The organism is Paenibacillus sabuli (genome assembly GCF_014705605.1).
Taxonomy (GTDB): domain Bacteria; phylum Bacillota; class Bacilli; order Paenibacillales; family Paenibacillaceae; genus Paenibacillus_D; species Paenibacillus_D sabuli.
In genome coordinates, this window is the sequence record NZ_JACXIZ010000053.1 from 24,544 (window position 1) to 49,412 (window position 24,869).

Below are 24,869 nucleotides of genomic sequence, written 5' to 3' on the forward strand. Positions count from 1 at the left end.
GAGGACCGGATGTACCCCGACATGCAGTCGGATCAAGCATTTGAGACGAAGAGAGCCGATCGCTGCGAGCGATCGGCTCTCTTCGCGCTCGGCAACCCGGGTCAGTCGCCCACGCCCGACCCCTTCGTGGCGGCGGCCCCGCCCGGCTCCACAGTCGCACCCGCTCCGCCCGCCTGCAGCCGCGTTCGCCGCGTGAACGCATCGTCGTACACGAGGTGCGCGCGCGTGAACTGGGTCGGGCTATCCAGCCCGGCCACCGCCGCCAGCTCGAAGAGGCCCTCGCGCAGCGTGATCAGGTAGTTAGCGACGCGGTATTCCTTCTCCTCCACGGTGAGCGCGCGCTCCAGCTTCGGATCGGTGGTGGCCACGCCCACCGGGCACGTGTTGGTGTGGCACACCTGCGACATGATGCAGCCGACGCTGATCATGAAGCCGCGCGCGATGTTGACCAGATCGGCGCCGAGCGCGAGCGCCATCGCGATCTTGTCCGGCGTGATCAGCTTGCCCGAGGCGATCAGCTTGGTGCGCGCCCGCAGGCCGTAGCGCCGCAGCAGATCGTCGACGAGCGGCACCGCGGCGAAGGCCGGCAGGCCGACCGAATAGGCCAGCTCGTAATACGAGGCGCCCGTGCCGCCCTCGCTGCCGTCGACGGTGACGAAGTCCGGCACGATGTCCGTCTCCTGCATCGCCGCCACGAGCCGGTCGGCATCTAGCTCGCTGCCGACGACGATTTTGATGCCGACCGGCTTGCCGCCCTCCTCCCGCAGCTCGTGCACGAAGCGCAACAGCGCCTCGGGCGTGGCGATGTCCGGGAAGCGATTCGGACTGTCGACGTCCTGCCCTTGCGGAATATTGCGAATCGCGGCGATCTCGGCCGTGATCTTCTTGCCGTCGACGTGGCCGCCGCGCGTCTTGGCCCCCTGCCCGAGCTTGAGCTCGAATGCCTTGATCTGCGGCCGCTGCGCCTGCTGGCGGAATTGGTCCATCGCGAACGCCCCGTCCTCGGTCCGTACGCCGAACAGCCCGGAGCTGATCTGCATGATCAGATCGGCGCCGCCCTCCAGGTGATACGGCGACACGCTGCCCTCGCCCGTATTCATCCACGTCCCGCCGGCGCGGGCGAGGCCGCGCGAGAGCGCCGTGATCGCCCGGCTGCCGAGCGAGCCGTAGCTCATCGCCGACTGGCCGATCAGCCCCTTCACCCGGAAGGGCTGGCGCGCCGTCCCCGCGCCGAGCACGACCCATTCCGACTCCTGCAGGTACGCCGGGTCGAGCTGCGCGGGATGCCGATGCTCCTTGCGGCTGAACAGCTCGGACTTGTCGATCGTGTACAGGTACGTGTCGACCGGACGCTGCCGCTCGCGCTCGCGCTTCAGGTCCTCGTCTTGCACCGGGAACATCGCATTGGCGAGGTAATAGCCGCCCTGCTCGTAGTCCCGCTCCGCCCCGAAGCCGAGCATCCGATCCGCGTACTTGCCCGCCTTGTTGACGAATTCGAATTCCCTGCGGTTGAACGGCTTGCCCTCGCGGTCGTTGTTGAACAGATACTGCCGCAGCTCCGGCCCCATCTTCTCGATCAGATAGCGCAGCTTGCCCAGCACCGGGTAGTTGCGCAGCACAGAGTGCTCCGTCTGCGCCTTGTCGTGCAGATACAGCCACAGCAGCAGTGCCGCCGGCACGAGCAGCAGCGCGACGATCACACTCAGCAGGATCAATATCGCTTCCATCTCTCACTTGCTCCCTTCATAATAGAGAAGGCACGTACACAATCGCCACGATGCCGATCCACACCGCGTCGACGAAGTGCCAGTACAGGCCGAAGATGCGCTGCTTCTCCTCCAGTAGGGCGGGCGGCCCATGCCCCGCGCGGCGCTGCAGCATCAGGCTCGCCAGCCAGCCCGCGCCGAACAGCACATGCGCGAAGTGCAGACCGACCAGCACGTAGTAGGCGGCCAGGAAGCCGCTCGTGGCAGGCGTGTAGCCCTGCTGCGCATACGTGTAGAATTCGCGGCCCTCGGCAATGGCGAACCCGAGCGCGAGTGCCAGCGTCGCCCCCAGCCCGAGCCACATGAGGCGCGGCGCGCCCCGCCGCAGGCCGCGCTCGGCCAGCACCAGCGTCGCGCTGCTCGGCAGCAGCAGCAGCGTCGCGAGCAGCACCGAGCCCGGCTCGAACAGCTCGCCCGGCTGCGGTCCCTGCGCGGACGGCGTATACAGCACGTACGTCACGAAGAAAACGGCGAACACGATCGCATCCATCGTCAGATAGCCCCACACCCCGGCCCGCTTGTCCGCATACAGCGTCTGCCGGTCCGCCTCGCGCCGGACATGCCCGGCGTACCAATCGATGCGCTCGTCGCGCCACGAGCGTATGAGCATCGCCGCCAGTACGACGGCCGCGCACAGCGCCGCCGGGACGTACCAGCGATAGATCATCGCCATCGCGCCGGCCGTCAGCGCGCCCGCCAGCACGAGCGGCGTCAGCGGCCGCGCGGGGACCGGCGCGGGCCGCGTCTGCCGCGCCTCCGCCATGAGGCGCCCGCTGCGCTTGGCCTGCCACAGCGGCTCGGCAGACTGCACCTGCGGCATCGGCTCGAACGTCTGCTCCGGCGGCGGCGAGCCGACCGTCCACTCCAGCGTGCGGCCGTCCCACGGGTCCGCCGGGGCGGGACGGCCGTGGCGATGGGTGCGCACGACGTTCCACACCAGGAACAACATGCTCGCCCCCATCAGGAAGGCCCCGGCCGAGCTGATCGCATTGTAGCCGAATACGCCGTCGGCGGCGCTGTACGTATACGTGCGGCGCGGCATCCCCTGCAGCCCGGCGAAGTGCATCGGCAGGAAGGTCATGTGGAAGCCGGCGATGAACAGCCAGAAGTGCCACTTGCCGAGCCGCTCATTCAACTGCTTGCCCGTCAGCTTGGGGTACCAATAATACAGCCCCGCGAAGATGCCGAGGATCGTCGAGCCGACGATCGTATAATGGAAGTGGCCGACCACGAAGTAGCTGTCGTGGAACTGGAAGTCCGCCACCGGCACGGCCAGCATCACCCCGGTCACGCCGCCGACGACGAACGACGGGATGAAGCCGAGCGCGAACAGCATCGGCGTCGTCATCTGCAGCCGCCCGCCCCGCATCGTGAACAGCCAGTTGAACACCTTGATCCCCGTCGGCACGGCGATCGCCATCGTCGAGAGCGCGAAGAACGTATTGGCAATCGGCCCCAGTCCGACCGTGAACATATGATGCACCCACACCATCAGCCCGAGGAAGCCGATCAGGATGATCGACAGCACCATCGCGCCGTAGCCGTACACCGGCTTCTTGGCGAACGTGGCGATGATGTCGGAGAACAGCCCGAAGGCCGGCAGCGCCAGGATGTACACCTCCGGATGACCGAAGATCCAGAACAGATGCTGCCAGTAGATCGGACTGCCCGCCCCCGTGAAGAAGTCCGTCCCGAACTGCCGGTCCATCAGCATCAGCAGCAGACCGGCCGAGAGCGCGCTGAAGGCGAACAGCATGAGCGCGGCCGCCACCAGCGACGCCCACGTGAACAGCGGCAGCCGCGCCCACGTCATGCCCGGCGCGCGGTGCCGGACGATCGTCGTCAGCAGATTGATCGCCGTCAGCAGCGTGCCGATGCCTGAGATCTGCAGGCTGTAGACGTAATAGGATTGGCCCGGATTGGGACCGAGCGCGAGCGGCGCATACGCCGTCCAGCCCGCCGTCGGCGGCGTCGCGAACAGGAAGGACACGTTGAACAGCGCCGCCCCGCCGAGGAACAGCCACAGGCTGAGCGCATTGAGATACGGGAAGGCCATGTCCCTCGCCCCGATCTGCAGCGGCACGACGACATTCATCAGTCCGACGAGCAGCGGCATCGCCACGAAGAAGATCATGATCGTGCCGTGCGTCGTGAACAGGCCGTTGTACTTGTCCTTCTGCAGCACCCAGAACGACCACTCCGGCAGCAGCAGCTGCGCCCGGATCAGCAGCGCGTCGAGCCCGCCGCGAAATAAAAACAAAAGCCCGCCGCCGATGTACATCAGCCCGATCTTGCGGTGATTCGTCGTGCGCGCGTATTCCAGGAGCAGCGGCCACTTGCGCCGCTTCGTGATGTACAGGAGCAGGGCCGCCATCGCCGGCAGCCCGAGCACCCAGGCCAGGATGACATCGGACTGGGCGTACAACGCCTCGCAGCTCAGCTTCAAGCGCGATCGCCTCCTTCGTGGCTTGTGTTGCCGCCGCTTGTTTTACAGCTCTTCCGCAGCGCGGCTTGCAGGGTCGGCGCCTCTTTGCATCGGGTTCGCGCCCGATTACCCAGCCAGCCAGGCCTCGTACGCGGCCGGATCGACGACGTGCGCCGTGAACCGCATCCAGGCGTGCTCCGTCCCGCAGAATTCCGCGCATTTCCCCTGGTATTCGCCGGCCTTCACATCCACGAGCCGCAGCGTCGTCTCGCGGTCCGGGAAGACGTCCACCTTGCCGCCGAGCTTCGGGATCCAGAATGAATGAATGACGTCCCTGGACTGCAGGTGGAACACCGCCGTATAGCCGGCCGGCAGATAGAGGGTATCATGCGACGTCTTGCCGCCGGCGTAGCGGAACGTCCAGGCGAACTGCTCCGCCTGCACCTCCACGTGCACCACCTGCGCCTCGGCATCGTCCGCGGGCAGCTCCGCGCCGGGCGACTGCGCCATCGTCAGGCGCACGGTCGGCACCGCGAGGACCGCGAGCAGCAGGATCGGCACGACGATCCACGACAGCTCCAGCCAGCGATTGCCGCGCGTCTGCTCCGGCAGGCCCGGCTCCCGGCCCGGCCGCTCGCGGTAGCGGTAGACGAACCGGGCCAGCAGCGCCAGCACCGTCGCCGTCACCACCACCATGATGGCGAAGCTGAGGGCGATCAGCTTCGCCTGTTCGTCCGCCGTTTCGCTGGCGGGCTCGAGCACGCGTACGCTGCAGCCCCCCGCCAGCGGCAGCAGCGCGCTCCCGCCCAGCAGGCAGAGCAGCCGTCCAGACCTGCGCATCGCCATCATCTCCTTCGTCATCACATATGTTGTTACTTAACCGCAATTGGACGCGCAGACAACAGTCCGTCGGTAATTTCCTTTATTTATGAACGATTCAGTATTACAGCAAAGGACCTCAGTCCCCGCAGCAGGGATTGAGGTCCTTTATTCATGTGTTTCCCGACAGTTGGGGCTACTGAATCAGGTTGCCGTATGTGTCACTCCAACTGCCGTTTCCTTCTTTATCATCATTATCGGGATGCCTCCATCGGAATATGTGCGAACGATCGCAGCCAAGCATGAACGCTCGTCCGTCTGAATTCGAATCGCCGCTCCTTCCCGATGTTCATGCCCGCATGTCCTGGATGACCGGGCGGTCCGGCTCGGTCTCCAGCGCCCAGATCAGCAAACGCTCCGTCAATTGCCGCAGGATTTCCTGATGCTCTGGACGGTCGGCTACATTATGCAGTTCTCCGGGGTCTTGCTTCAGATCGTACAACTCCTTTACACCCGGCCAACGAAACACCATCTTCCATCTGCGGGTGCGAATCATCTTGGCCCGGTCCATCGTCTGCGGATATTCTACCATCACTTGCTGTTTCCATGAATACTGCGGCAGTTTTTGATAAAATGCATCGGTATACGGCGTAGTCCGGGCCAGCGCTTTTCGCTCTACCCCGCCTTCACTGAACACCGCTTCCTTATGTTCTCGCACTTCGCCCTGCAACACGCGCATGAGCGATTGTCCTTGGACATATGCCGGGATGTCCGCGCCCAACAGTTCCATCACCGTCGGCATAAAGTCAATATTCTCTGTCAACACATCAAACCGCTCCCCCGGCGCTATGATCCCAGGATATCGAAGGATGAAAGGAATATGCGTGAGGCAGTCATAGAACAGGGTGTCCCACTTCTCGACGCAACCATGCTCCCCGGCAAAATCACCGTGGTCGGATGTAAAGAGCACGATCGTCTCCTCCCGCAATCCAAGCCGATCCACAGCTTCGACCAAGGTCCCGACACAATCGTCTGCGTACGCAACCATGCTTGCGTATGCTTCGACAATACAGCGCCATTGCTCCTCCCCCATTCCTTCCAAATCATAGACCGTTCGATAACGAGCCAGCACCTCTGGCGCTTGATCGATGTTTTCCTTATTCGGTAGAGGCAGCCCAAGCTTGCGGATCTGTTCAATATACGGATCAATATTCACATATGCCGGATGCGGCTGATTAAAATTGACCTGGACGAAAAAAGGATGCTCGCGATGCTCTTCCATAAATCCGCACGCCTCCTCTGCGGCAAACGTATCGCTCATCTCTTTTGATTCGTACAATTCCTTGCGGTACATTGCCCGGAATAAGACGGGATCTTCCCCGTCTACAGGCGTTTTTCTCACCGCCTTTCCAGCGGCTTCGCGGGTACGGGCATCGAGCCACCGGTCTTGTTGGTCCTCTTCCAGGGTGTGATTCTTGCCGAACATGGCTGTCCGGTAGCCGCGTTGCTTCATCTCCGCGAATAAATGCGGTTCATTGTGGCGCAATTCAAACCCAGGCAAAGTACGATGACCTTCCACATGAGCATATCTTCCGGTCATCATACTGCAGCGAGCGGGTACGCACTTGGGCATCACAGTAAACGCTTGGGTAAACAAAGCCCCTTCACCGGCCAGCCGGTCCAGGTGCGGAGTAATCGCATGTTCGTTGCCGTAACACGATAACGCACTCGCCTTACATTCATCAATCGTAATCCATAATACATTGGGCTTTTTGCTGGTATCGTGCATGCCATCAGCCCTCCTTCCTTATAATTGTCCACTCACTGCTTCACAGTCCCTGGGATGACTTTTGAAAAGCAGTTCGACTTACATTCTCCCGATCACGTAACGAATGCACGGTCAGATGGACATCCGACCGTGCATTCCCTTTATTGAATCGTTACATTGTCCGGTGCGCTCACCTGTGTCGTTCCATTTTCCCGCTTGATTGACACGCGGCCTTGCGGAATGGGAATCGCGATATTGTAGTTGAACGAGCTCTCCATGGGCGCGATGCGTACCGTACTGCAACCCGGCTCCACAATCTCGAACCCGGCCACTGACCGAATTAAAAATTCGGCCGGGAAGGCAGACCATGCGTGCGATTGGGTGCGCATCACATTGGAGAACACCCCGGTGCGCCAGGAACCGTTCAAGCCCCACTCTTCAAAAGTCGAGGTTGCGCCTTTATCTACCATTCGGCGTCCCCACCGACTCCGTATCAGCTCTAGTGCCTGCGCGCCGCGGCCGATTTTATTCAACGCCCGCAACGTAATCATCGTAAAGAAGGGCTGCGCTTCCGTATGCCTGAGCGGATCAGAACCTAGTATCCGATCCGCTACATGTGAAGGCTCCATATGATCGCACAGCTCCCAATAAATCGCCGCCATATTGGTCTGTTCGCTGGTGATCGGCGACAGCGATCCATCGACCCAGGCATCGGCGTAGCACCCCCGCTCCTCGCTGAAGAACATGCGGGAAAAATTTTTTTTGATGCCGCCGCGTATTTGCTGCAATTGTGCTTGCGTATGGGCATCTCCTTTGAGAACGGCCATCTTCTCGATGCAGGCACTGACACCATAGAAAATTGCGTTATGCGGAGCGCATACTCCCCGACGGTCCACATTGGCCCAGTCAATAAATGTCATATGTGGAATATTTTCCAGAAGCTGATGCTCTCCAATGTATGCCATGTAATATTGCAAGATTTTGAGCGTATGCGGGTAATAACGGTGAATCCATTCTGCTTCGCCTGTATATAGATAATGATTCCACAAGGCGTGGACCCACCACAGCGAATAATCGGGATGCACCATCGGATTGTTAGCCGAATTGGTGACGCTGGGCAACAGCCCGACCGGCAACTGGTTCGCAGCCGACTGCTTTAAAAACTTGGCCGGCAGCTTGATATCGCCAAAACAGCTGTAGATCCCTCCCAACGTAACAGCGGCTACATCTCCTACAAACTGCGCCTGTTCTCGCCACGGGGTGTCCATAATCGAATCATTCGAACACAGCCGAAGGGTATAACGGCATATCTCGAATACCTGGTTCAAGGTGGAATCATTGCTGTGGAACTCGCCCCGGTCTTCATAGGGATACTCCGTCACGCTCGCCTGCACACGATGCACCAGAACCGGTGCGACACAAGAACGAAACATAATCTTGACGTAGCGAAAGCTCTTCCAGGTAGACGGGCGGAATCGTTGCCGTCCCTCCCTCATGACATACCGATCCGCGTACATTCCCTCGATCGTATTATTAAAATGACCGTTAATCAATCGTTCCGCATAACCAATATCGATCATCCCGCCGGCTTCGCCGCTTATCTCCAATTCCAAAAATGCATTAATGCTCTTGCCAAAGTCCAACACGATACTTGGATAATAAACACCGTCGAACGAACGGTCCAAATGGTCCGTACTGCACTGCACCACGGTATGACCTGTCGTCCGCAGCAATTGATCCGGCTTCTCCACAGTGGCGTGGTGCAGCGGCTGACCCGGTACGGAGAGGGATATGGACAAGTCCTCGCTTCTCATCCGATTCAAGAGATCAATCGATTCTTCCACCCGCATGACAGACCGGGCCAGTCTCGGCGTCTCCAGCATAAATGGAATGTCCCTTGGGACGAGATGCCCCCACGGCAAAACGGCCGGCGGCCGATCTTCCCACTGGCCCTTGATTATACGGGAACCTGCCCAGGATTGATCGGAAAATCCGGGCGTCATCCAGCCATCTGGAATTCGCCTGGCATCGAAGTGCTCTTGAAACGGAGCATACATACTCATTCGAAAATAGTGGGTATCTTGTCTCCAGGCTTCGGAACGTGTGACTTTCCACTCGGCATCCGAAGAAACCAACGAGCGTCCCGTTTCACTAGCAATCTCACATAACAACCCGCAGACAGAATCAGGTGCAACGCCTAGATGATACACCTCAACCGCGATGCAATTGACGCCTTGCCGCAGCTTGATCTGGTGTTCATCATAATAGTGATAATGCGACACGCATAACGGTGGACCATACCCGATCACGCATCCATTGATGTATACCCTGTACCGTGTATCGGCTGTAATATACAGCGTGTACGACTCGGCTCGATCGGTCACTGCAAAGTCTTTGCGAAACAAGTAATACGTATTTTTCTCCGGCTTGTCCTCCTCAGGCCTGATCCAATGGGCATTCCACTTTCTAGAGGCCTGCATGCATGCACCCCCTCCCTGTTCGCTTGGTAGCAGCCCGATCATTCGAATGTAACAGGCTCATGAAGACGACGGCTCAAAGTTCGGAAGCTTTACAAGTTCTCCTTGATTCATCGCGGACTGATGCGCACATAGACCGGCGCTTGTCCAGTTCGCCGCAGTCACGGCATTCGGGAAGGCTTCCCGCTCCTCTTGGATGCTCGAGATAAATTCGTGTACCAGATGAGGATGGGAACCGCCGTGTCCGCTGCCTTGGGTAAAGGAAAGATGCTGGTGATCCGCGTCATCATAAACGCCGTTTTTCGTATACTTCCGAATCGGTCCCGGGAGTAAATTCGCATAGTCCGGTACCTCGACCCGTTCACCGTTCTCACCGCGGAAGAGGATGGGCAGTTCCCGTTCCAGCCGCTGCCACTCAAAGCTGCATTTATCGGCGTACACGTCAAAGCTCTCCACGTATTCCCGCGCGGTTTCGAATAAGGATCGTGTCACTTCACAGCCTGTAATTCCGTCTTTCAGCCGGAATAACGCCGACTCCACCGCAAAAGGCGAACCGTACCGATCGGCGAGTCGCTTTTCGATTCGTCCCGATCCGAAGCAAGCCACATAATCTGCTTCGCTGCCGGCTAGTGCCAGCAACGGACTGACTGCGTGTGTCGCGTAGTGCATCGGTGGCAGCCCCTCCCAATAACCGGGCCAACCGGCCATTTCTTGTTGATGGGCACCGCGCAAAAACTGGATTCTGCCCAAGTTCCCTTGATCCTTTAATTCTTTTACATACAGAAACTCACGGGTGTACACCGCGGTTTCCATCATCATATAGGTTTTGCCGGATGCCCGCTGCGCCTCCACGATGCGGCGGCATTCTTCAATGGTCGTCGCCATCGGCACCGTACAGGCCACATGCTTACCCGCTTTCAGCGCCCAGATACTTTGCTCCGCATGCAGATGAATGGGAGAATTAATATGAACGGCATCCACTTCCGGATCCTGCAGGACTGCCTGGAAGTCCGTATAGCGCTTCTCCACACCGAAATGGTCGGCAATTTCATGAAGCGATGCTTCCGTTCGTTGGCACAGCGCATACATCGTCGTCTCGGGATGGTCTTGATAGATCGGGATAAATTCGGCACCGAATCCAAGACCGACAATCGCCACATTTATCGGTTTCTTCTTCATATTCGCTCCACTTCCTTTCCTCAAAATTTACTGTCGTAAATGGGACCCTTTCCGCTTCTACGCGTCGATAGCCGTTGCTGCAGATCTTCCCATTGATCTTGTCGATCAACTGCCTCCAGCCTTTTCTTCATGAGTGCCACTGGGAAATACTCGAAGCTCGGGATTTGATCCAGCATGGGATCGCGCACAGCATCCGGTCCCGTGCACCATCGATTCCACCACTGGGCGTAGAGGCGTTCCATTTCTGCTACGACGGTTGGTGCGTGCCGCTTGATATCGCATTGTTGCTGCGGGTCCTTCCGGATATCGAACAGATAACAATCGTCGAGCGGGTAGCAGCCGGAATGGAAGGTTTTGATGTAAGCATGATCCGGTGTCCTGACGGCGCGCTGCAAGGTAAACAAGCCTTCACCGTATACGACATAAGGTCGACCTTCAATATCCGCCCCGCTCTGCAGTGCCGCTGCGAAAGAGCGGGCATCCCACTGCGCAGGTGAAGCAATCCCCAGTAATTCCATCATCGTGGCCATCCAATCATAGTGATACACCAGTGCCGACGAGCGCCGTTGCCGATCGGTAAGTCCCGGCCAGCGAATGATCAGCGGTACGCGGGCAACCCCATCGACCGCTATTCCATGCTCGAAATACATGCCAAGTTCGCTTATGGCTTCCCCATGGTCTCCGGAAATGATAATTGCCGTATCTTCATAAACGCCTTCCTCCTTGAGCAAGGCCACCACTTCGCCCACCGCTTGATCCACGGTTGCAATGCTCGCATCATAGGAATCCAGCATATGAACGAACTGCTCACGGTTCGATATTTCATCCGGCATATGCTGCGAAGGACTGCGGTATCCAGGCTGACGAATCATGAGATCCCGGGCCGTTTTGGGGCCGTAAACATGCTCGTAATGCGCTTCGATCAGCGCCTGATCCGGGTGTGCCCGGGCCGGCTGCCGGGCGATGCGATCACGCAGCTTTGCGTCAGGATGGTAGGGCGTATGGGCATCCCAGTAATGCACATGCATGAACAAGTCGGGATGGTCGTGGATATTCTGCTTGATCCACTGGGTAACTCGGGGATTGACAGTAGCAGCGTGCTCATGAATATTCGGCTGCGTCGGGTTGTGCACCTCACTGAACCCCGCATTGAACCACCAGCTCATATGCCTCTGGGCAAATATGGAGAAAGTTGTGGTGTGGACATTATGCTGTTGCAGCAAGCGCATCGGCATTGTGTATGCATCATAATAATTGGGCATTCCTTCTTGCCCGGGAAAACGAAAGTGGCAACCCGGCGATTCATGACTGACCACCCCATTCGAAATCCCCGGCCGGCACGAGAATAAAGCGGCCCGTGACGGGACGCAAGGTGTATCTGAAGCAAAGCATTGATCAAAAACAAACGACTGCTTCGCGATCTCATCAATATGGGGTGAAGTGCCCCGCTCATATCCGTACGTGCCCAAGTGATCCGGCCGCACACAATCCAGATCGAAATAGATGATCCGCATATTCGCATCCCCCTCTACCTTCAATAGTCTACGATCTCGACGTTCAAATGCTGTCCAAGTACGCCACCGACTTCTGCAACGTCTCCGCAATCTCTTCCAGCGATTCGCCACAGTTGGAAAACTCCAGCGCATACGACAACGGTCTCCCGATTCGTTCCAATGCAGCAAACGCGGCTCTGAAATCCACATGTCCGCTGCCCAGCGGGTACCGATTGGCCCCTTGGATCGAATCGCGAAGGTGCACGTGTCCAATCTGCTCCCGCAACCTCTCGATGGCTTGCTCCATCCCCCAGCCCGCGGCTTCATGATGATCCGTATCGAAAATCAGCGAAGCATTGGGATGGTCGATCGCCTCGATCAGTTCGATTGCTTCATCTGCCGTGCGGATCAACCCACCCTTATGCGGCGCTTCAATATACAGCTCGAGCCCGAGCTGCTGCGCCTCTTGGCTGACTCTGCGCAGATGGGGGGCCACCTGCGCCACACTCTCTGCCAGCGAATGACTCGCGCGGTCTACATGCTTGCCATTATTAACATTCAGCCCGGTCGCGCCTAATGCCGCCGCGGTTGCCAGACTCCGTGCTGCGGCCTCATGGCATCGCTGCGAATCTGTGTACGGATCATTAAAGCTGCCGATGTCAGTCGTGATGGAATGCACCCGTACGGGATACGATCGAATCCATGCAATGCGCTGCTGAATCTCATCGTCGCCCATCGAAAAAAAGTCGAAATGCCCGCAGAAAGGCGCATTCGCGCCAATATCAACAAAGTCAAACCCTAGTGCCGCGATCTGCTCCAACGCGGCCTGCAACGAAAACTCGCGAAAAGCAATCGTGGAACAACCAATCTCCGTAAAGGGTAAATTCGGATTGCGCATCATTCGCCGCCGGTTCCTTTCCTGTTGCCCTTCACCGCATGATTCAACTTCATGCCCAGCATCGTCTCCCACAGCGCGAACAGACTGTTCGGAGCCAGCGTGGCCGTATGCGCGCCTTCCTTCCGCGCCATCTTCCACACCTCGTGCACGGCAGATGTGACCGGCATATAGCTGTGGTGTCGGTTCGCTTCTTCCATTACATAATCAATATCCTTGCCGTGTTGCTGAATCGCGCCCCCCGCCGCATAATCACCGCTCACAATATACGATTTCATCATACTGTGAACGAGCGACTTGGCCCCGCCGTTTTCAATCGCTTGGTAGACTCTTCCTACATCTACATTCATCTGCGCCGCAAATGCATACGCTTCAGAAACCGCCGTGTAGGTGGCCGCCATCAAGCTCTGATTCACCATCTTGCTTACCTGACCATGACCGCTCGGCCCGATATAGACCACATTGGATCCCAACGTCTGCAGGACGTCCAATTGCTCATGAAATGCCGCTTCGTCCCCACCGACCATGATATTCAAGTTTCCTTGCGCAGCCCCCGCCACACCGCCGGTTACAGGCGCATCCAACATCGATCCCCCTCGTGCAGCGACCTGTTCAGCTAGCTCAACCGCTACCTTCGCAGTAACTGTTGTCGTATCCAGGATCGTCTTCCCCCGAACATCCGCTTCCAGAATGCCTTCCGTTCCAACAACCACCTGCTGCAACACCGCACTGTTCGGCAGACTGAGCACCAGCACATCGGCCTGTTCCGCCACAGCTCGCGGGTGATCCGCTCGCTTCGCTCCCGCTGATTCCAATTCCCGAACCGCCGCTTCACTGACGTCATAGACCCATACCTCATAGCCGCTGCGCAATAGATTCAGCACCATCGGCGTTCCCATTTGCCCGGTACCGATAACTCCCGTTTTCTTCATCATATATCACCTCAAATGTACCTGCTTAGATCATCGTTTCCCGGTATTCCTGCGGCGTCATCCCGTACCTCTTCTTAAACACACGGATGAAATAATGCGTTGTCTGGTAGCCCACTTGTTCGCCTACTTCATAGATCTTCACTTCTTTATGCTTTAGCAACTCAGCGGCTCTGCCCAGTCTAAAATTCAGAATATAGTCGCTGAGACTGATTCCCGTTTCGACCTTGTAAATCTTGGACAAATACACGGGATGCAAATTAACGTATTCGGCAATCGCCTGCAGCGATACATCATTGGATAGTTGTTGCTCGATGAATTGATGCACCCGTTCAATCACACTAGGCTTTGAACCGCTGCCTCCCGCCTGATGCTTCACTCGCTGAAAGGCCTGCTCACACCATAGACGAAGTTCTTTCATGGAACGAAACGTGCGATTCTGGGCTTTATCCAGCATCTCCTCGCCGAGGATGTCCTTTAGTTGCTTACCGTGACGGTGCGCAATATACGTCAGCGAGCTGCTTAACACTTGCAGGACGTCATGCATGTGCTCCGTCGACGTCAGCCATTTGTCCTGCAGCTCGTCCAATATTGCTTGCATTCTCTCCTCCGCGCGTTCCCATTGTCCCGACTCCATCAATTGAATCAGCAGAGGAGATTGATAAATGGTCTTCATTGAATCAATATGCATATCGATCGGTTCTTTACCCACCGCGACTACAAATTCTTTTTCATAACGCATGTGCTTGCGCATCGCAGTCGAAGCCGTATCGTAGTATGCTTTGATCGAATCGGGAAAGATGCCCCACTCTTGAATGAACAAGATCGATATCTTTCCCTTCAAATAAGTCGATACCTTTCGCTGCAACAATTTCGCCTTGTCTTGAAGTTGCTGCGCCAGCGTTCCTTCACATTTGGGTTTTAACGCAAAGACCAGAAAGTGATGCTCATCTTTGCAACACCACGTCTCATACGTTTCTCCCAAAATTTCCTCCGCCATGTTCGTTATCGCATATTCAAACAAGGCAATGTGCTTTTCATGATACGCTTCAAATTGCTCTTCCATCCGAATGAGCAGCATCGTGACCGCATGATCAGGCGCGAATGGAATGTCCAGACGTGATACACTTTCAAAAAGCGCCTCTCCCGGTTGCACGCGTCCGTACAGAATATCGCGCAATAATGCGGAGCGCAGCTTGGGGATATTTTCTCGCATCGTGTACATCGCCTTGTGATAAGAGAGATCCCGACTTCGCTCCTCCCGCAATTCTTCGATGGTTTGGCGAAGGGTCCTGTGCAAGTCATCGGGATCAATCGGCTTCATTAGATAGTTGACTGTCTTGTATTGAATCGCCTTGCGGGCATACTCAAAATCTGCGTAGCCGGACATCAGGATAAATTTCGTCTGCATCCCACGCGCCCGCGCCAAGCCGATGAGTTCCAAACCATCCATTTCCGGCATGCGGATATCCGTGACCACAATTTCACACTGCTCCTGTTGCAATAACTTCCAGGCTTCTTTACCCGAATAGGCTTGGACGACTGAAGAAATACCCATATCCCCCCAATCAACCAGCGTCAGGATACTCTCCACTTGATCCGGATGATCATCTACAACGAGCACTCGACACATTACCGATCCCTCCATGGATGACTGGATGCTGAGACCTTATTCTTTCACAGAACCCAGGACGATACCCTTGACGAAGTATTTTTGCAGAAAAGGATACACCATAAGAATCGGGAGCGCACCAATGAAAATCTGAGCCGACTTGATCGTTCGTTCGGATATATTCGCCACATCATCTTGATCCAATCCTGTCTCTGCAAAATTTTCCTGCACCACGATCGATTGCAGAAAAGTCGCCAGGGGATAATCACTCGCCTTATTCAAATAAATGAGCCCGTCGAGCCATGAATTCCAATGGAACACCATCGCAAACAAAGAAAGGGTCGCGATCGACGGCATGGAAATGGGCAAATAAATACGAAACAAGGTTACGAAATGATTCGCCCCGTCGATAAATGCGGACTCTTCCAGTTCCTTTGGCAGACTACGAAAGAAATTCAGCATCAAAATCATATTCCACACATTCACCGCATGGGGCAACATCAGAGCCCATAACGTGTCTACAAGGCCGGCTTTTTGAACAACCAGGAAGGTCGGGATCAAGCCGCCATTAAATAAAATTGTAAAGACGAAAAACCAAGCATACAACGTCCGACCTTTGAATTTAACCTCTTCTTTAGATAAGGCATATGCACTCATTACCGTCAAAAACATCGATATCGCCGTGCCGAACGCCGTTCTCTGAATCGAGACAAAAATGGAATTGAAGAAACTCGGATTGCTCATCGTCTCCACATAAGCGTCAAACGTGAAACCAACGGGCCAGAATGTCACCAGATTGGCCGATGCCGCTGCATTGGAGCTTAAGGATACAGCAAAAATATGCACGAGCGGCAACAAACATAGTACGCTGAGCAACAACAGAAACAAGTAGTTAAACCAGGTAAAGGTCCGATAAGCTTTGGATGTGTACAGCATAAGGCGAATTCTCCCCTAAAAAATCCTGTAATTTGCAAATTTGTATGCAGCGCGGTAAGCGACCACGATAAAGATAAACCCGATCATAGACTTGAACAAGCCGACCGCCGTACCAAAGCTGAACGAACCTCCGACCAAGCCCACCCGGTACACAAACGTATCGATAATGTCGCCCACGCTGTACACGAGCGGATTATACAGGTTGAATATTTGATCAAAGCCGGCATTCATAATTTGTCCCAATGAAAGGGTGGCGACCACAATGAAAATCGGAGTGATGGAAGGAACCGTAATATGCAGCGTCTGCTTCCATCGATTGGCCCCGTCAATCTCGGCCGCCTCATACAGCGACGGATTAATGCCCGAGAGCGCCGCCAGAAAAATAATGGCCTGAAATCCGAATTCCTTCCATACATCGGTGACAATGACCGTTGGCCTGAACCAATCGGGGCTGCCAAGAAAAAAAATAGGGTTGACGCCAAATAAGGAGAGAAACTGATTGACCAGCCCCCCGTTTACGGAAAGGATGTCGATCAGGATCCCCCCGAGAATAACCCATGACATAAAGTGGGGCAGATACACCATCGTCTGCACGAGACGCTTAAAAGACATCCTTCGCACCTCATTTAATAGCAGCGCGAACACAAAAGGAACGATCAAATTGGTAATCATCTTGAAAAAGGCAATAATTAATGTGTTCGTAATGACTTGCAAACTGGCCGGATACGTGAACAAATAATTAAAGTGCTCCCAGCCAGCCCACGGCGAGTTCAAGATTCCCAGCCAAGGCTTATAGTTTTGAAACGCAATCACGATTCCTAATATCGGAATATATTGAAAAATGATCAGAAGAATTACAGAAGGCAATAGCAGCATATGAAGCGGCCATGTCCGTTTCCAATATTTTTTCATTGTAAGAAAACCTCCTGCTTAGCTGAGACGCCAAAGGTACTGATTTTGTCCCCCTGGCGTCCCCTCCTTTGCTTACGGACGCGTCGATTCGTACCATGCGTTGACTTCTTGCGTCATTTGCTCCCCGCCACTTTTTTTCCAATTTTCAACAAAGGTATCAAAGTAATCAAGCGGTTGCTCGCCATAAATAATTTTGCTATATGCCTCCGACTCCAATTTATCCATCAATTCTGAGCGGGTCATCATGGTTTCCGTCGGCAATCCGGTGAATGCATTGACGATGGTGTGTTCATTTTGCGAGATGCGCACAGCTCCTGCGTTCCAGTGATATTTACCCCACTTGACTACCGTGCTTTCAATCGGATTGGCAGGCTCGGCTTCCGGGTTTTCACTAAATTTCAGCAAAGGTTCGTCAAACATGTACGGATGCTCCAGGTCTCCTGTCAGAGAAAAATATTTCTGCACATTGATGAAGCCTCCGTCCGATTTCGGCCATTGTTCTTCCGGCACATGCTCGATGATCTCCTCTTTTTTATAATACGTTTTTCCGTCATATTCCACATAATCATAGCCGTTGAAAAAGCCTTTGTAGAACGGGGAAGATTCATCGCCAAAGGAGAATCCTGACATTTCGTTCAACACATCAAAATAAGCGTCCATATGCTTAAATTCCGAGCTGAACAAAATCATGCTTTCCATTTTGTTGGTCCAAGCACGTCCAATCTGTCCGTCCGGCCCCGCCGGCAATGGAAGTGGCACATAATTGGCCCCCGGGTTGTTGGCCGCCAAGTTTTCCAACGGAAAAGCGCCCATCCAATACGGTCCGGCAATCACACCGGCCTTCTCGTTTACAAAAGCGTCACCGGCTTTATTTGCATCCTTAATGCCTGCCTCCGGGTCAATATAACCCTTTTCCATCCAACGGTTCATCGTCCCCAACGCTTCCTTCACCGAAGGCTGGACCCCGCCATACACCAGATTGCCGCCCTCTCCTTCAACCCAGTGTCCGGACAAATTGTCGCCATAGGCGCCAAAGATCCAATCCGCCGTCGCCATCCAGTCGTTATAGGAGTTTTTTAATGCCAGGGCCAATCCGAACGTATCATCCTTCCCGTTCTGGTCCGGATCTTCATGGGTGAAAGCATCAAGCACTCGTTCCATCTCATCCATAGTCTTCGGCGCTTCCAGTCCCACATGATCCAGCCAGTCCTGTCGAATCCAAATCACCGTACCGCCTGTCATGCTGGAATACCCCGGAATTCCATATACTTTCCCGTCCCTGCTTAGCGACGCAAACGGTTCAGGGTGCTCTTCATACAATTGTTTGAGCTCAGGCGAGGCATATTGCTCGATATCATCGCCGATCGCTTTAACTTTTCCAGATTCAATCAGTTCGTGCGCCAGCTCAATCGTATTCGGCCAGATCACGTCCGGTAGCCGGCTGCCGCTGGAGAGGGCCAAGCGAAGCTTGGTCGCATAGTCCTCCGCCTTACTGACGACGAACTCATATTGCAAATCGATATTTTTTTCTTCTTTTAACCAGCGTGTATACACATTGTCTTCCAGGTCCTCGCCGTCCTTGAATTCGACGGTTGAATCCGAGAGCCCACCCACCGTGATAACGATCGGCCCATCTTCCCCTTCCGATCCCGATTGATTTCCTGAACACGCTGTCATTCCAACAAGAACAAGAGCCATCATTGCTGCGAAGCAGATCCTTGATTTGGTCCATACGCGCATTTTGCCGTCCCCTTCATCCATTGAATTTTTATACTTTTATTATAGGATCCATTTCATTCCGTCAACATACAAACCTGTTAAGGTTATACCACATCGTTATCTTGGGATGGCTTGACCATCGTAATGCGCACAAGCAGCCCGCCAAGATCCGAGATATCGAAACTGACACCGGATCCCTCGCCGTACTTGTACAAGCACCTCTGGTGGACATTCCACAAGCCACACCCCACTTCTTCCGACAACGGCGCGACTATTTTCAGTGCCAGCATCCGAATTTGCTCCGGCGACAATCCCGGCCCGCTGTCCTCTACGGTAAATACATATGCCTTCTCGTTCTCCTTGGCTGATAGTTTGATCTGCCCTTCCGACAGCTGGCTCTCAATCCCATGCACAACCGCATTTTCGACAATTGGCTGCAAAAATAACTTAGGAACCTTCATATCCATGAGCGTAGGCGGGATCGCGATCGAATAGCGAAACCGATGCAATTGCATTTGTTGAATCGTTAAATATTGCGTAACAATTGCGATTTCTTCCCCCAGACTGACCCATTGATTCTCGACCCGCGTTGTGTTGCGGTAATATCCACTCAAATTTTGTGTCATAGCGATGATCGGTTCATATTTGCGGAGATGCGCCATATTTTGAATAAAGGCAAAGCTGTTGTACAAAAAGTGAGGATTGATTTGCGATTGCAGCAACTTCAAATGGGATTCCCTCACCCGAATTCTTTCAGCAAGAACCCGTTCAATCAATTCTTGAATTTGTTCAACCATAGCGTTGAAACGTTGAATGAGAAAAGAAAATTCATTGTTAGTCTTCATATTCAGCCGCACCGAATAATCCCCTGCCTTCATCTGCTGCAAACTGCGGGTAAGATGAAAAATCGGGCGTTGCACATTGCGATATAGCAGAAACGCAGCCAAAAAGCTCATCAAGCAAAGCAAGGTTGTGGAAACAAAAAACAACGTTCCAGTTCGGCGAATAGGCAGAAAAATGTGGTCCAACGGTTTATAATCAATCAGATACCATCCGGCTAACTGCTCAGATTCTTGATAACTAAGCAAATATTTCTGATTGGCAACCGTCATCTGAATATTACCGGAAGTGCCGAGCTGCTCCGTGTGCAGTTGCTCGGCCACACGTGCAATACGCCGTATATCAGCATCTTTATCCGCAATCGGCTCACCATCAGGGTGATAAAGAAATGTCGCCCCGATGCCTCCTTGCTGAAACTGCGCCAGCATATTGGTAATGTTGCGGGTTGGAAAATTGACCTCTATCACCAAGTTCGCCTTGGTAATGTCCTGCCGGAGATGCAGCGGTGTCACCGTGTGCCACACAAACCGGTCCTCTTCACGTCCGTTCCAATTCATGTGCCTGTAGCTCCACTGGTTCGACAATAGATGGCTATTAAAGTAATCCCTATCATATGAATGAAGCTGATCCGAATAAATGGCTTCATCCATTTGGGGAAAATATAAGACAATGTCATTGGCCCAGTTACGGACATTGCTTTGAAGATGTATTTTGCTCTGCAAACTTTCCATCGTCTGGACCTGATTGAACAACGACGACGTATTGAGCCGATCTTGAAACTTAATCACATCTGGATCCTCCATGAGCATAAACGCCACTGTCGAGAACTGCTCTACCGTCGTATCCAGTTGACTGACGAAGAAGGAGAGCCTGCTGCGGTTCGACTCCATGATCTCTTGTCTGACTACCTCTTTGCTCACCTGGTTGGAATACGCATGCAAAATCACGATGGGAATGAGTAACAGAATAATCATCACGATGATTTTATTGAAAATGTTCACATGCCTTCGCATATTGATCCCCTTTCCTGTCCCGCCCTATTCAAAATCCGACATGCTATCCAGCCAATCCTACCATTAGGATCGGCTCTTGGCCATTTTCATCATACTACTGATTAAATTTTCTTCGCTTGGAGCAATCGGCAGCAACCGTCGCCAAGGCATTTGCGTGTATGAGCGAGCAGTCATCTCGGCTTTACAGAGGCGGTGACGACGGGTCGGCACGATTGAACGTTAGCGTTGCAATCACTGCTCGATCTGTATCAGCCAAATCGCCACGAACGAACCGAGCCACGCGCGATTCATCGCACGTGGCTCGGTTCATAAATAAATCCTAAAAACCCCTTGATGACCGTGAAACTTGCGATCCAGCTGCTCGTCTGCGGGCGGCGCCTCCACCACCTCCATCGTCGGCTGCCCTTCGCGGCCCTTGAGCGTCAGGTCGCCATAGGCCGTATACGAGAAAGAGAGCTGATCATCGTTTCGGCACAAACGCCCGGTATCGACCATCCGGCAGGCGCGCCAACAGCTCGCCTTCTTCCGTGATGTACAATTGCGTGCCGACCGGCAGCGCATTGGACGCAAGCTGGGTATCTGGCATCGTCTCCGGCGCCACCTGCGTGCGGATCGCCCCCGCGGATTGGGTGCCGCGCGCCTGAGGAGCAGACGGGGACAAGATTTCTTTGCCAATATACAATTGCCCGCCAACCATCAGCAGCGAAGCGTAGCTCCCTGGCGCCTGGCTGCAACCGGTTACCACGAACAGGCCCAGCAACAAGGCAAGAAGCATAGCCGCTACTCTTCCCTGCACTTGAATCCCCCCCCTCCTATGATCGAAATACCTGCCTTGTATGGTTTCCGTATGCCGCCAATCGTGCCGGGCGGGTTGGATTAATTTATTGATTACAAGTCCTTACGTTGACGCGCCTTATATTTGCGGTAGCGCACAATTGCCACGGGTAGATTTAGCACGCCCAATATAAACGTGCCAATCGCGGGCAGCACTTGGATCAGCGTCACTGACGTGCTCCCGTCACCCACCGGTCCCGTCTTTGGCCGCTGCGCATCCCATTCCGCATATAACCAGAGGCCAATTGGAAAGAGAAGACAAAAAATGGACATCGCGATATAAAATGTGTACCGATTCATTCTTCATGACCTCCCGAAGTTGAATCCCAAATTGGAACTTGGATCGAATCCGTCCCTTGCACGCGATAACCGTTGCGCTTGTCGGTGCCCACACTAACCGTGACATAAGCGACACCCGGCACCGGCTGCTCCGACACCAATTCGATCACCACTGTGCCGGTGCCGCCGCCAGTAAGACGATAACTGCGGTCGCGTCCGATTTCGATCCACCCGCTCCACGGTCTGCTCGAATTTTCATTCGTCCAGACTGCAACCTCATCCTCGGGATTCCGTTGCGGCACTTCTTCCGGGTAGCTACTTGTCATGTCGACGACGTACCAGGAAGCAGGCATATAAAACGCCACCCCGCCCCAATCTTTAGGATCGACGGTTAGGGAGGCGACAATTTTGGCGTGCGCCCGACCGTCGCGGTTTTCTCCACTGTATATCGTCCCTTCGGCAGATGTATGCACCTCCACCGAGTCCGAGCTTATTTGGAACGTCTCTATTTGTTTGATCCCTTCATTCACAGTGATGTCGTGCGAAAGGCCTTCCTCCTGCGAGGCCCGATAGATGAACACCAGGGCTACCGCAAGACAAACGCACACTACGACCATGAGCAATATTCCTTGTTTCGATCTGACTCCCAGTAGGATGATAGACTTGGCCTCCCTCGTTGGTTGATGGCCGCGCATCCTCAGGCGCTCTTTTAAAAAACTTGGCAGGCAACGCTTCGTGAATTGCCATGCACCTGCTGATGATGCAGGAATGAGCTACCGAATAACTTGACCCTCATGATCATAGAAGCGATACTCGGCAGAAGTGTATGCGCGAGGAAGTTCAATCCATGTCATAGACGGGTTTTCATTTACCTCAATGACCTTGGGTGGTTCGCCCCCAAGCGTAACCCGAATTTCATGTAAATTTGGATTTGAGCTCAATACGACTTTATAGCTTGCGAATTCGTTATCCGCATCACGCAGGTCGCTATCTTTCACATAAATGTCGAGTCCTCGTTTGATCAGCTTCTTAAACGGAGTCGCGTATACCACGTCAACGGTTGAATGGGGATCCTTCGTTAAAACGGCAAACCCGATTTCTTGGGGACTGGAGATTGGAGCGAATGCAATGCTTGCATAGCCCAGATGATGTTGCGTATCAAACGCTTTTAATTCCCCTTTTGTTTTGTAGGTATCCCACAAATATTGCTCAATGATCTCCATTTTTCCCGGATCATTTTTGTTTGTTTTCACCAAAAATAAAATGCCGCCTACGAGTAGGACGAGCAGGAGGACCAGCAGCCCTGTTCGTCGGTTCTTGTACATTCGCGATCCCATCCTTCCTAAACCTCAGCGCCCCGTGTAGACAATATTGCCCACTTCGTCAACTAAACGGAAAACATAGGCTGTTGTATCGTCAGCATCCGTTACTTCGTAATGCACCACATAACCGTCTTCTACAGCCAATTCTCGAAAAAAGGTTGCGCTCTCCTTGATTTCATCTCTCGTAGTAAGCGACATATCGTCATTGCTTAAAATGACTTTCTTTATAGCAGGATCCAAAATTTCAGCGGCTATTATGGTTTCGTATTGATGATTGGCGTTCGACGAGCTTGACCACGTTCGATTCATTTTTCCTGTCCCACTTGCGTGAAATTCTATCGTCCGATTTACTTTATATAATATGTTCCACTTTCTTTCGACTTCAACGAGGGATTGGTTAAACCCTCCTCTTACGATGAACAGGCTGGTATCTCCAAACGTCTTCGCATATAAAATATCGTCCGACTGCAGACGTGTGAATTAACCAATTATTAGGACACTATTAAGTTTGCCACGATCCAGCAGTAAGGAAATCGCGACTCGCCATCCGGGAGAAAGCTGACCAAGAAGGAACTGGCGCACGAAAGAAACGAGCGCGATCGATTTGCACTTTATGATGCACGACTGTGTGCTGTTGTACAACCATTGGAGAAGGACATAAGCGATTAAGGCCGCGAATAACTGTCCATATACAGCATTTGGATCAACTGCTCCGTCTCGGCTTGCAGGCCTCCTGGTTCAATGATGACGCGCTCGGACGCCATCTGGATCGCTTGTATGCAGCGGATATTCATCAGGTCTACTCTGCTTTCCAACTGCACGTGTACCAACACGAACGCATCCCCATGCGAGTGTTTCACGGCGACACAACGAGTATGTCCGTCTACGGGGCCTACACGAAACCGAGCAAGGCGCTGCAAATTGTCGAAGGATACAGCCGTGACCGGCGGGGCGCGAAGCAAATCCAGTTCGGGCTGATCGGTAACGCCGACGGGATCCCCCTTTATGGCGACGTGCACGACGGGAACACCTCAGACAAAACCTGGAATCCGGATGTGCTGGAGAAGCTCCATGCGCAATGCGCTACCGTAAAGCTGGACGATTTCGTTTATGTCGCCGATTCGGCGGCGATGAGCAAGTCGACCCTCGATGCCGCAAAAAGCGCGAACGCCTACCTCTTGACCCGCGCGCCCAACCAACTGAAGATCGTCAAAGCGGCACTGGCTTCTGCCGATGCACCGGATGCAGCCTGGTCGGAGAAGGTATCGTTCGTCTCGTCCAAGGCAGGCGCTGCGTATCGCTGGTTGGCTGCGGAAGCCGAGCATGAGGGCCATGCGCTCCGCCTGATCGTCGTGGATTCCAGTGCGCTGGACAAGAAAAAGGAAAACACGTTAACCCGCGAGCGGGAGACCGAATGCGACCGGCTAAAGCAAGTCGTCAAGGAAGCCGCCCAAACGCCGTTTCATTGCCAAGCCGATGCGGAGCAAGCCGCCGAAGCCTTCCGGGCCGAGCAATTGCCCCGGTTTCATCAGGTGGACGTGACCGTTCGGCCGCAGGAGTGAGTATTTCGGTGCCAGAGAGCCATTGAGTTAATGAGTGAGAGCCACCGTGTTAACGAATTAGAGCCACGATGTTAATCGTGAGAGCCACC

The 24,869-nt window shown here is 54.4% G+C and carries 19 protein-coding genes and 1 pseudogene; 1 reads left to right on the forward strand and 19 read right to left on the reverse strand.

The window, feature by feature from the left end; all coding sequences use genetic code 11:
• Positions 1-101: 101 nt before the first annotated feature.
• From IDH44_RS23075 to IDH44_RS23165, 19 genes are all read right to left on the reverse strand, one after another.
• Entirely contained in the window at positions 102-1,727 is a 1,626-nt protein-coding gene (locus IDH44_RS23075; protein WP_190921190.1) for an FMN-binding glutamate synthase family protein, read from the reverse strand.
• 16 nt (positions 1,728-1,743) lie between these two features.
• Positions 1,744-4,212: a cbb3-type cytochrome c oxidase subunit I gene (locus IDH44_RS23080; RefSeq protein ID WP_190921191.1), complete on the reverse strand. Its 2,469-nt coding sequence runs from the start codon at positions 4,210-4,212 to the stop codon at positions 1,744-1,746.
• A gap of 105 nt (positions 4,213-4,317) precedes the next feature.
• Entirely contained in the window at positions 4,318-5,031 is a 714-nt protein-coding gene (coxB, locus tag IDH44_RS23085) for a cytochrome c oxidase subunit II (protein ID WP_190921192.1), read from the reverse strand.
• Between the two features lie 328 nt (positions 5,032-5,359).
• A complete protein-coding gene (locus IDH44_RS23090) occupies positions 5,360-6,799 on the reverse strand; it encodes a sulfatase-like hydrolase/transferase (RefSeq protein WP_190921193.1) in 1,440 nt (479 codons plus the stop codon).
• A 140-nt stretch (positions 6,800-6,939) separates the two neighbouring features.
• The gene (locus tag IDH44_RS23095) at positions 6,940-9,258 is read right to left on the reverse strand and encodes a family 78 glycoside hydrolase catalytic domain (protein WP_190921194.1); all 2,319 of its coding nucleotides are present in this window, start codon (positions 9,256-9,258) and stop codon (positions 6,940-6,942) included.
• A gap of 57 nt (positions 9,259-9,315) precedes the next feature.
• The gene (locus tag IDH44_RS23100; protein WP_190921195.1) at positions 9,316-10,434 is read right to left on the reverse strand and encodes a Gfo/Idh/MocA family protein; all 1,119 of its coding nucleotides are present in this window, start codon (positions 10,432-10,434) and stop codon (positions 9,316-9,318) included.
• A gap of 20 nt (positions 10,435-10,454) precedes the next feature.
• A complete protein-coding gene (locus IDH44_RS23105; protein ID WP_190921196.1) occupies positions 10,455-11,948 on the reverse strand; it encodes a sulfatase in 1,494 nt (497 codons plus the stop codon).
• Between the two features lie 43 nt (positions 11,949-11,991).
• Complete coding sequence (locus IDH44_RS23110; RefSeq protein ID WP_190921197.1) at positions 11,992-12,828, reverse strand: sugar phosphate isomerase/epimerase family protein; 837 nt, start codon at positions 12,826-12,828, stop codon at positions 11,992-11,994.
• On the reverse strand, positions 12,825-13,757 hold the full coding sequence (locus IDH44_RS23115; protein WP_190921198.1) for an NAD(P)-dependent oxidoreductase: 933 nt from the start codon (positions 13,755-13,757) through the stop codon (positions 12,825-12,827). Before IDH44_RS23115 ends, IDH44_RS23110 begins: the two co-directional genes overlap by 4 nt.
• Before the next feature lie 22 nt (positions 13,758-13,779).
• Complete coding sequence (locus IDH44_RS23120; protein WP_190921199.1) at positions 13,780-15,384, reverse strand: response regulator transcription factor; 1,605 nt, start codon at positions 15,382-15,384, stop codon at positions 13,780-13,782.
• Positions 15,385-15,420: 36 nt separating this feature from the next.
• Positions 15,421-16,299 carry a carbohydrate ABC transporter permease gene (locus IDH44_RS23125; RefSeq protein ID WP_190921200.1) on the reverse strand — a complete coding sequence of 293 codons (879 nt, stop codon included), beginning with the start codon at positions 16,297-16,299 and terminating at the stop codon, positions 15,421-15,423.
• Positions 16,300-16,314: 15 nt separating this feature from the next.
• Positions 16,315-17,211 carry an ABC transporter permease gene (locus IDH44_RS23130; protein WP_190921201.1) on the reverse strand — a complete coding sequence of 299 codons (897 nt, stop codon included), beginning with the start codon at positions 17,209-17,211 and terminating at the stop codon, positions 16,315-16,317.
• A 72-nt stretch (positions 17,212-17,283) separates the two neighbouring features.
• Entirely contained in the window at positions 17,284-18,951 is a 1,668-nt protein-coding gene (locus tag IDH44_RS23135; protein WP_190921202.1) for an extracellular solute-binding protein, read from the reverse strand.
• A gap of 83 nt (positions 18,952-19,034) precedes the next feature.
• Positions 19,035-20,783 (reverse strand): sensor histidine kinase, encoded by a 1,749-nt coding sequence (locus tag IDH44_RS23140; RefSeq protein ID WP_190921203.1) that lies wholly within the window; start codon positions 20,781-20,783, stop codon positions 19,035-19,037.
• Between the two features lie 460 nt (positions 20,784-21,243).
• Entirely contained in the window at positions 21,244-21,579 is a 336-nt protein-coding gene (locus IDH44_RS23145) for a hypothetical protein (RefSeq protein WP_190921204.1), read from the reverse strand.
• Between the two features lie 92 nt (positions 21,580-21,671).
• Positions 21,672-21,917 carry a hypothetical protein gene (locus IDH44_RS23150; protein ID WP_190921205.1) on the reverse strand — a complete coding sequence of 82 codons (246 nt, stop codon included), beginning with the start codon at positions 21,915-21,917 and terminating at the stop codon, positions 21,672-21,674.
• The gene (locus IDH44_RS23155) at positions 21,914-22,513 is read right to left on the reverse strand and encodes a hypothetical protein (RefSeq protein WP_190921206.1); all 600 of its coding nucleotides are present in this window, start codon (positions 22,511-22,513) and stop codon (positions 21,914-21,916) included. The genes IDH44_RS23150 and IDH44_RS23155 overlap by 4 nt, the downstream gene beginning before the upstream one ends.
• Positions 22,514-22,669: 156 nt before the next feature.
• Entirely contained in the window at positions 22,670-23,221 is a 552-nt protein-coding gene (locus tag IDH44_RS23160) for a hypothetical protein (protein ID WP_190921207.1), read from the reverse strand.
• A 24-nt stretch (positions 23,222-23,245) separates the two neighbouring features.
• Positions 23,246-23,527, reverse strand: coding sequence for a hypothetical protein (locus tag IDH44_RS23165; RefSeq protein ID WP_190921208.1), 282 nt, complete (start codon positions 23,525-23,527; stop codon positions 23,246-23,248).
• A gap of 389 nt (positions 23,528-23,916) precedes the next feature.
• Here IDH44_RS23165 and IDH44_RS23170 point away from each other — a divergent pair.
• Positions 23,917-24,777: pseudogene (locus IDH44_RS23170) on the forward strand (IS1634 family transposase); the annotation flags it as partial.
• Positions 24,778-24,869 lie beyond the last annotated feature (92 nt).

Bases quoted from the DNA above. Each gene is read 5' to 3' on its own strand.
- IDH44_RS23075 (WP_190921190.1), bottom strand. From the start codon at position 1,727: ATGGAAGCGATATTGATCCTGCTGAGTGTGATCGTCGCGCTGCTGCTC.
- coxB (WP_190921192.1), bottom strand. From the start codon at position 5,031: ATGCGCAGGTCTGGACGGCTGCTCTGCCTGCTGGGCGGGAGCGCGCTG.
- IDH44_RS23090 (WP_190921193.1), bottom strand. From the start codon at position 6,799: ATGCACGATACCAGCAAAAAGCCCAATGTATTATGGATTACGATTGAT.
- IDH44_RS23095 (WP_190921194.1), bottom strand. From the start codon at position 9,258: ATGCAGGCCTCTAGAAAGTGGAATGCCCATTGGATCAGGCCTGAGGAG.
- IDH44_RS23100 (WP_190921195.1), bottom strand. From the start codon at position 10,434: ATGAAGAAGAAACCGATAAATGTGGCGATTGTCGGTCTTGGATTCGGT.
- IDH44_RS23105 (WP_190921196.1), bottom strand. From the start codon at position 11,948: ATGCGGATCATCTATTTCGATCTGGATTGTGTGCGGCCGGATCACTTG.
- IDH44_RS23110 (WP_190921197.1), bottom strand. From the start codon at position 12,828: ATGATGCGCAATCCGAATTTACCCTTTACGGAGATTGGTTGTTCCACG.
- IDH44_RS23115 (WP_190921198.1), bottom strand. From the start codon at position 13,757: ATGATGAAGAAAACGGGAGTTATCGGTACCGGGCAAATGGGAACGCCG.
- IDH44_RS23120 (WP_190921199.1), bottom strand. From the start codon at position 15,384: ATGTGTCGAGTGCTCGTTGTAGATGATCATCCGGATCAAGTGGAGAGT.
- IDH44_RS23125 (WP_190921200.1), bottom strand. From the start codon at position 16,299: ATGCTGTACACATCCAAAGCTTATCGGACCTTTACCTGGTTTAACTAC.
- IDH44_RS23130 (WP_190921201.1), bottom strand. From the start codon at position 17,211: ATGAAAAAATATTGGAAACGGACATGGCCGCTTCATATGCTGCTATTG.
- IDH44_RS23135 (WP_190921202.1), bottom strand. From the start codon at position 18,951: ATGCGCGTATGGACCAAATCAAGGATCTGCTTCGCAGCAATGATGGCT.
- IDH44_RS23140 (WP_190921203.1), bottom strand. From the start codon at position 20,783: ATGCGAAGGCATGTGAACATTTTCAATAAAATCATCGTGATGATTATT.
- IDH44_RS23150 (WP_190921205.1), bottom strand. From the start codon at position 21,917: ATGAATCGGTACACATTTTATATCGCGATGTCCATTTTTTGTCTTCTC.
- IDH44_RS23155 (WP_190921206.1), bottom strand. From the start codon at position 22,513: ATGGTCGTAGTGTGCGTTTGTCTTGCGGTAGCCCTGGTGTTCATCTAT.
- IDH44_RS23160 (WP_190921207.1), bottom strand. From the start codon at position 23,221: ATGTACAAGAACCGACGAACAGGGCTGCTGGTCCTCCTGCTCGTCCTA.
- IDH44_RS23165 (WP_190921208.1), bottom strand. From the start codon at position 23,527: ATGAATCGAACGTGGTCAAGCTCGTCGAACGCCAATCATCAATACGAA.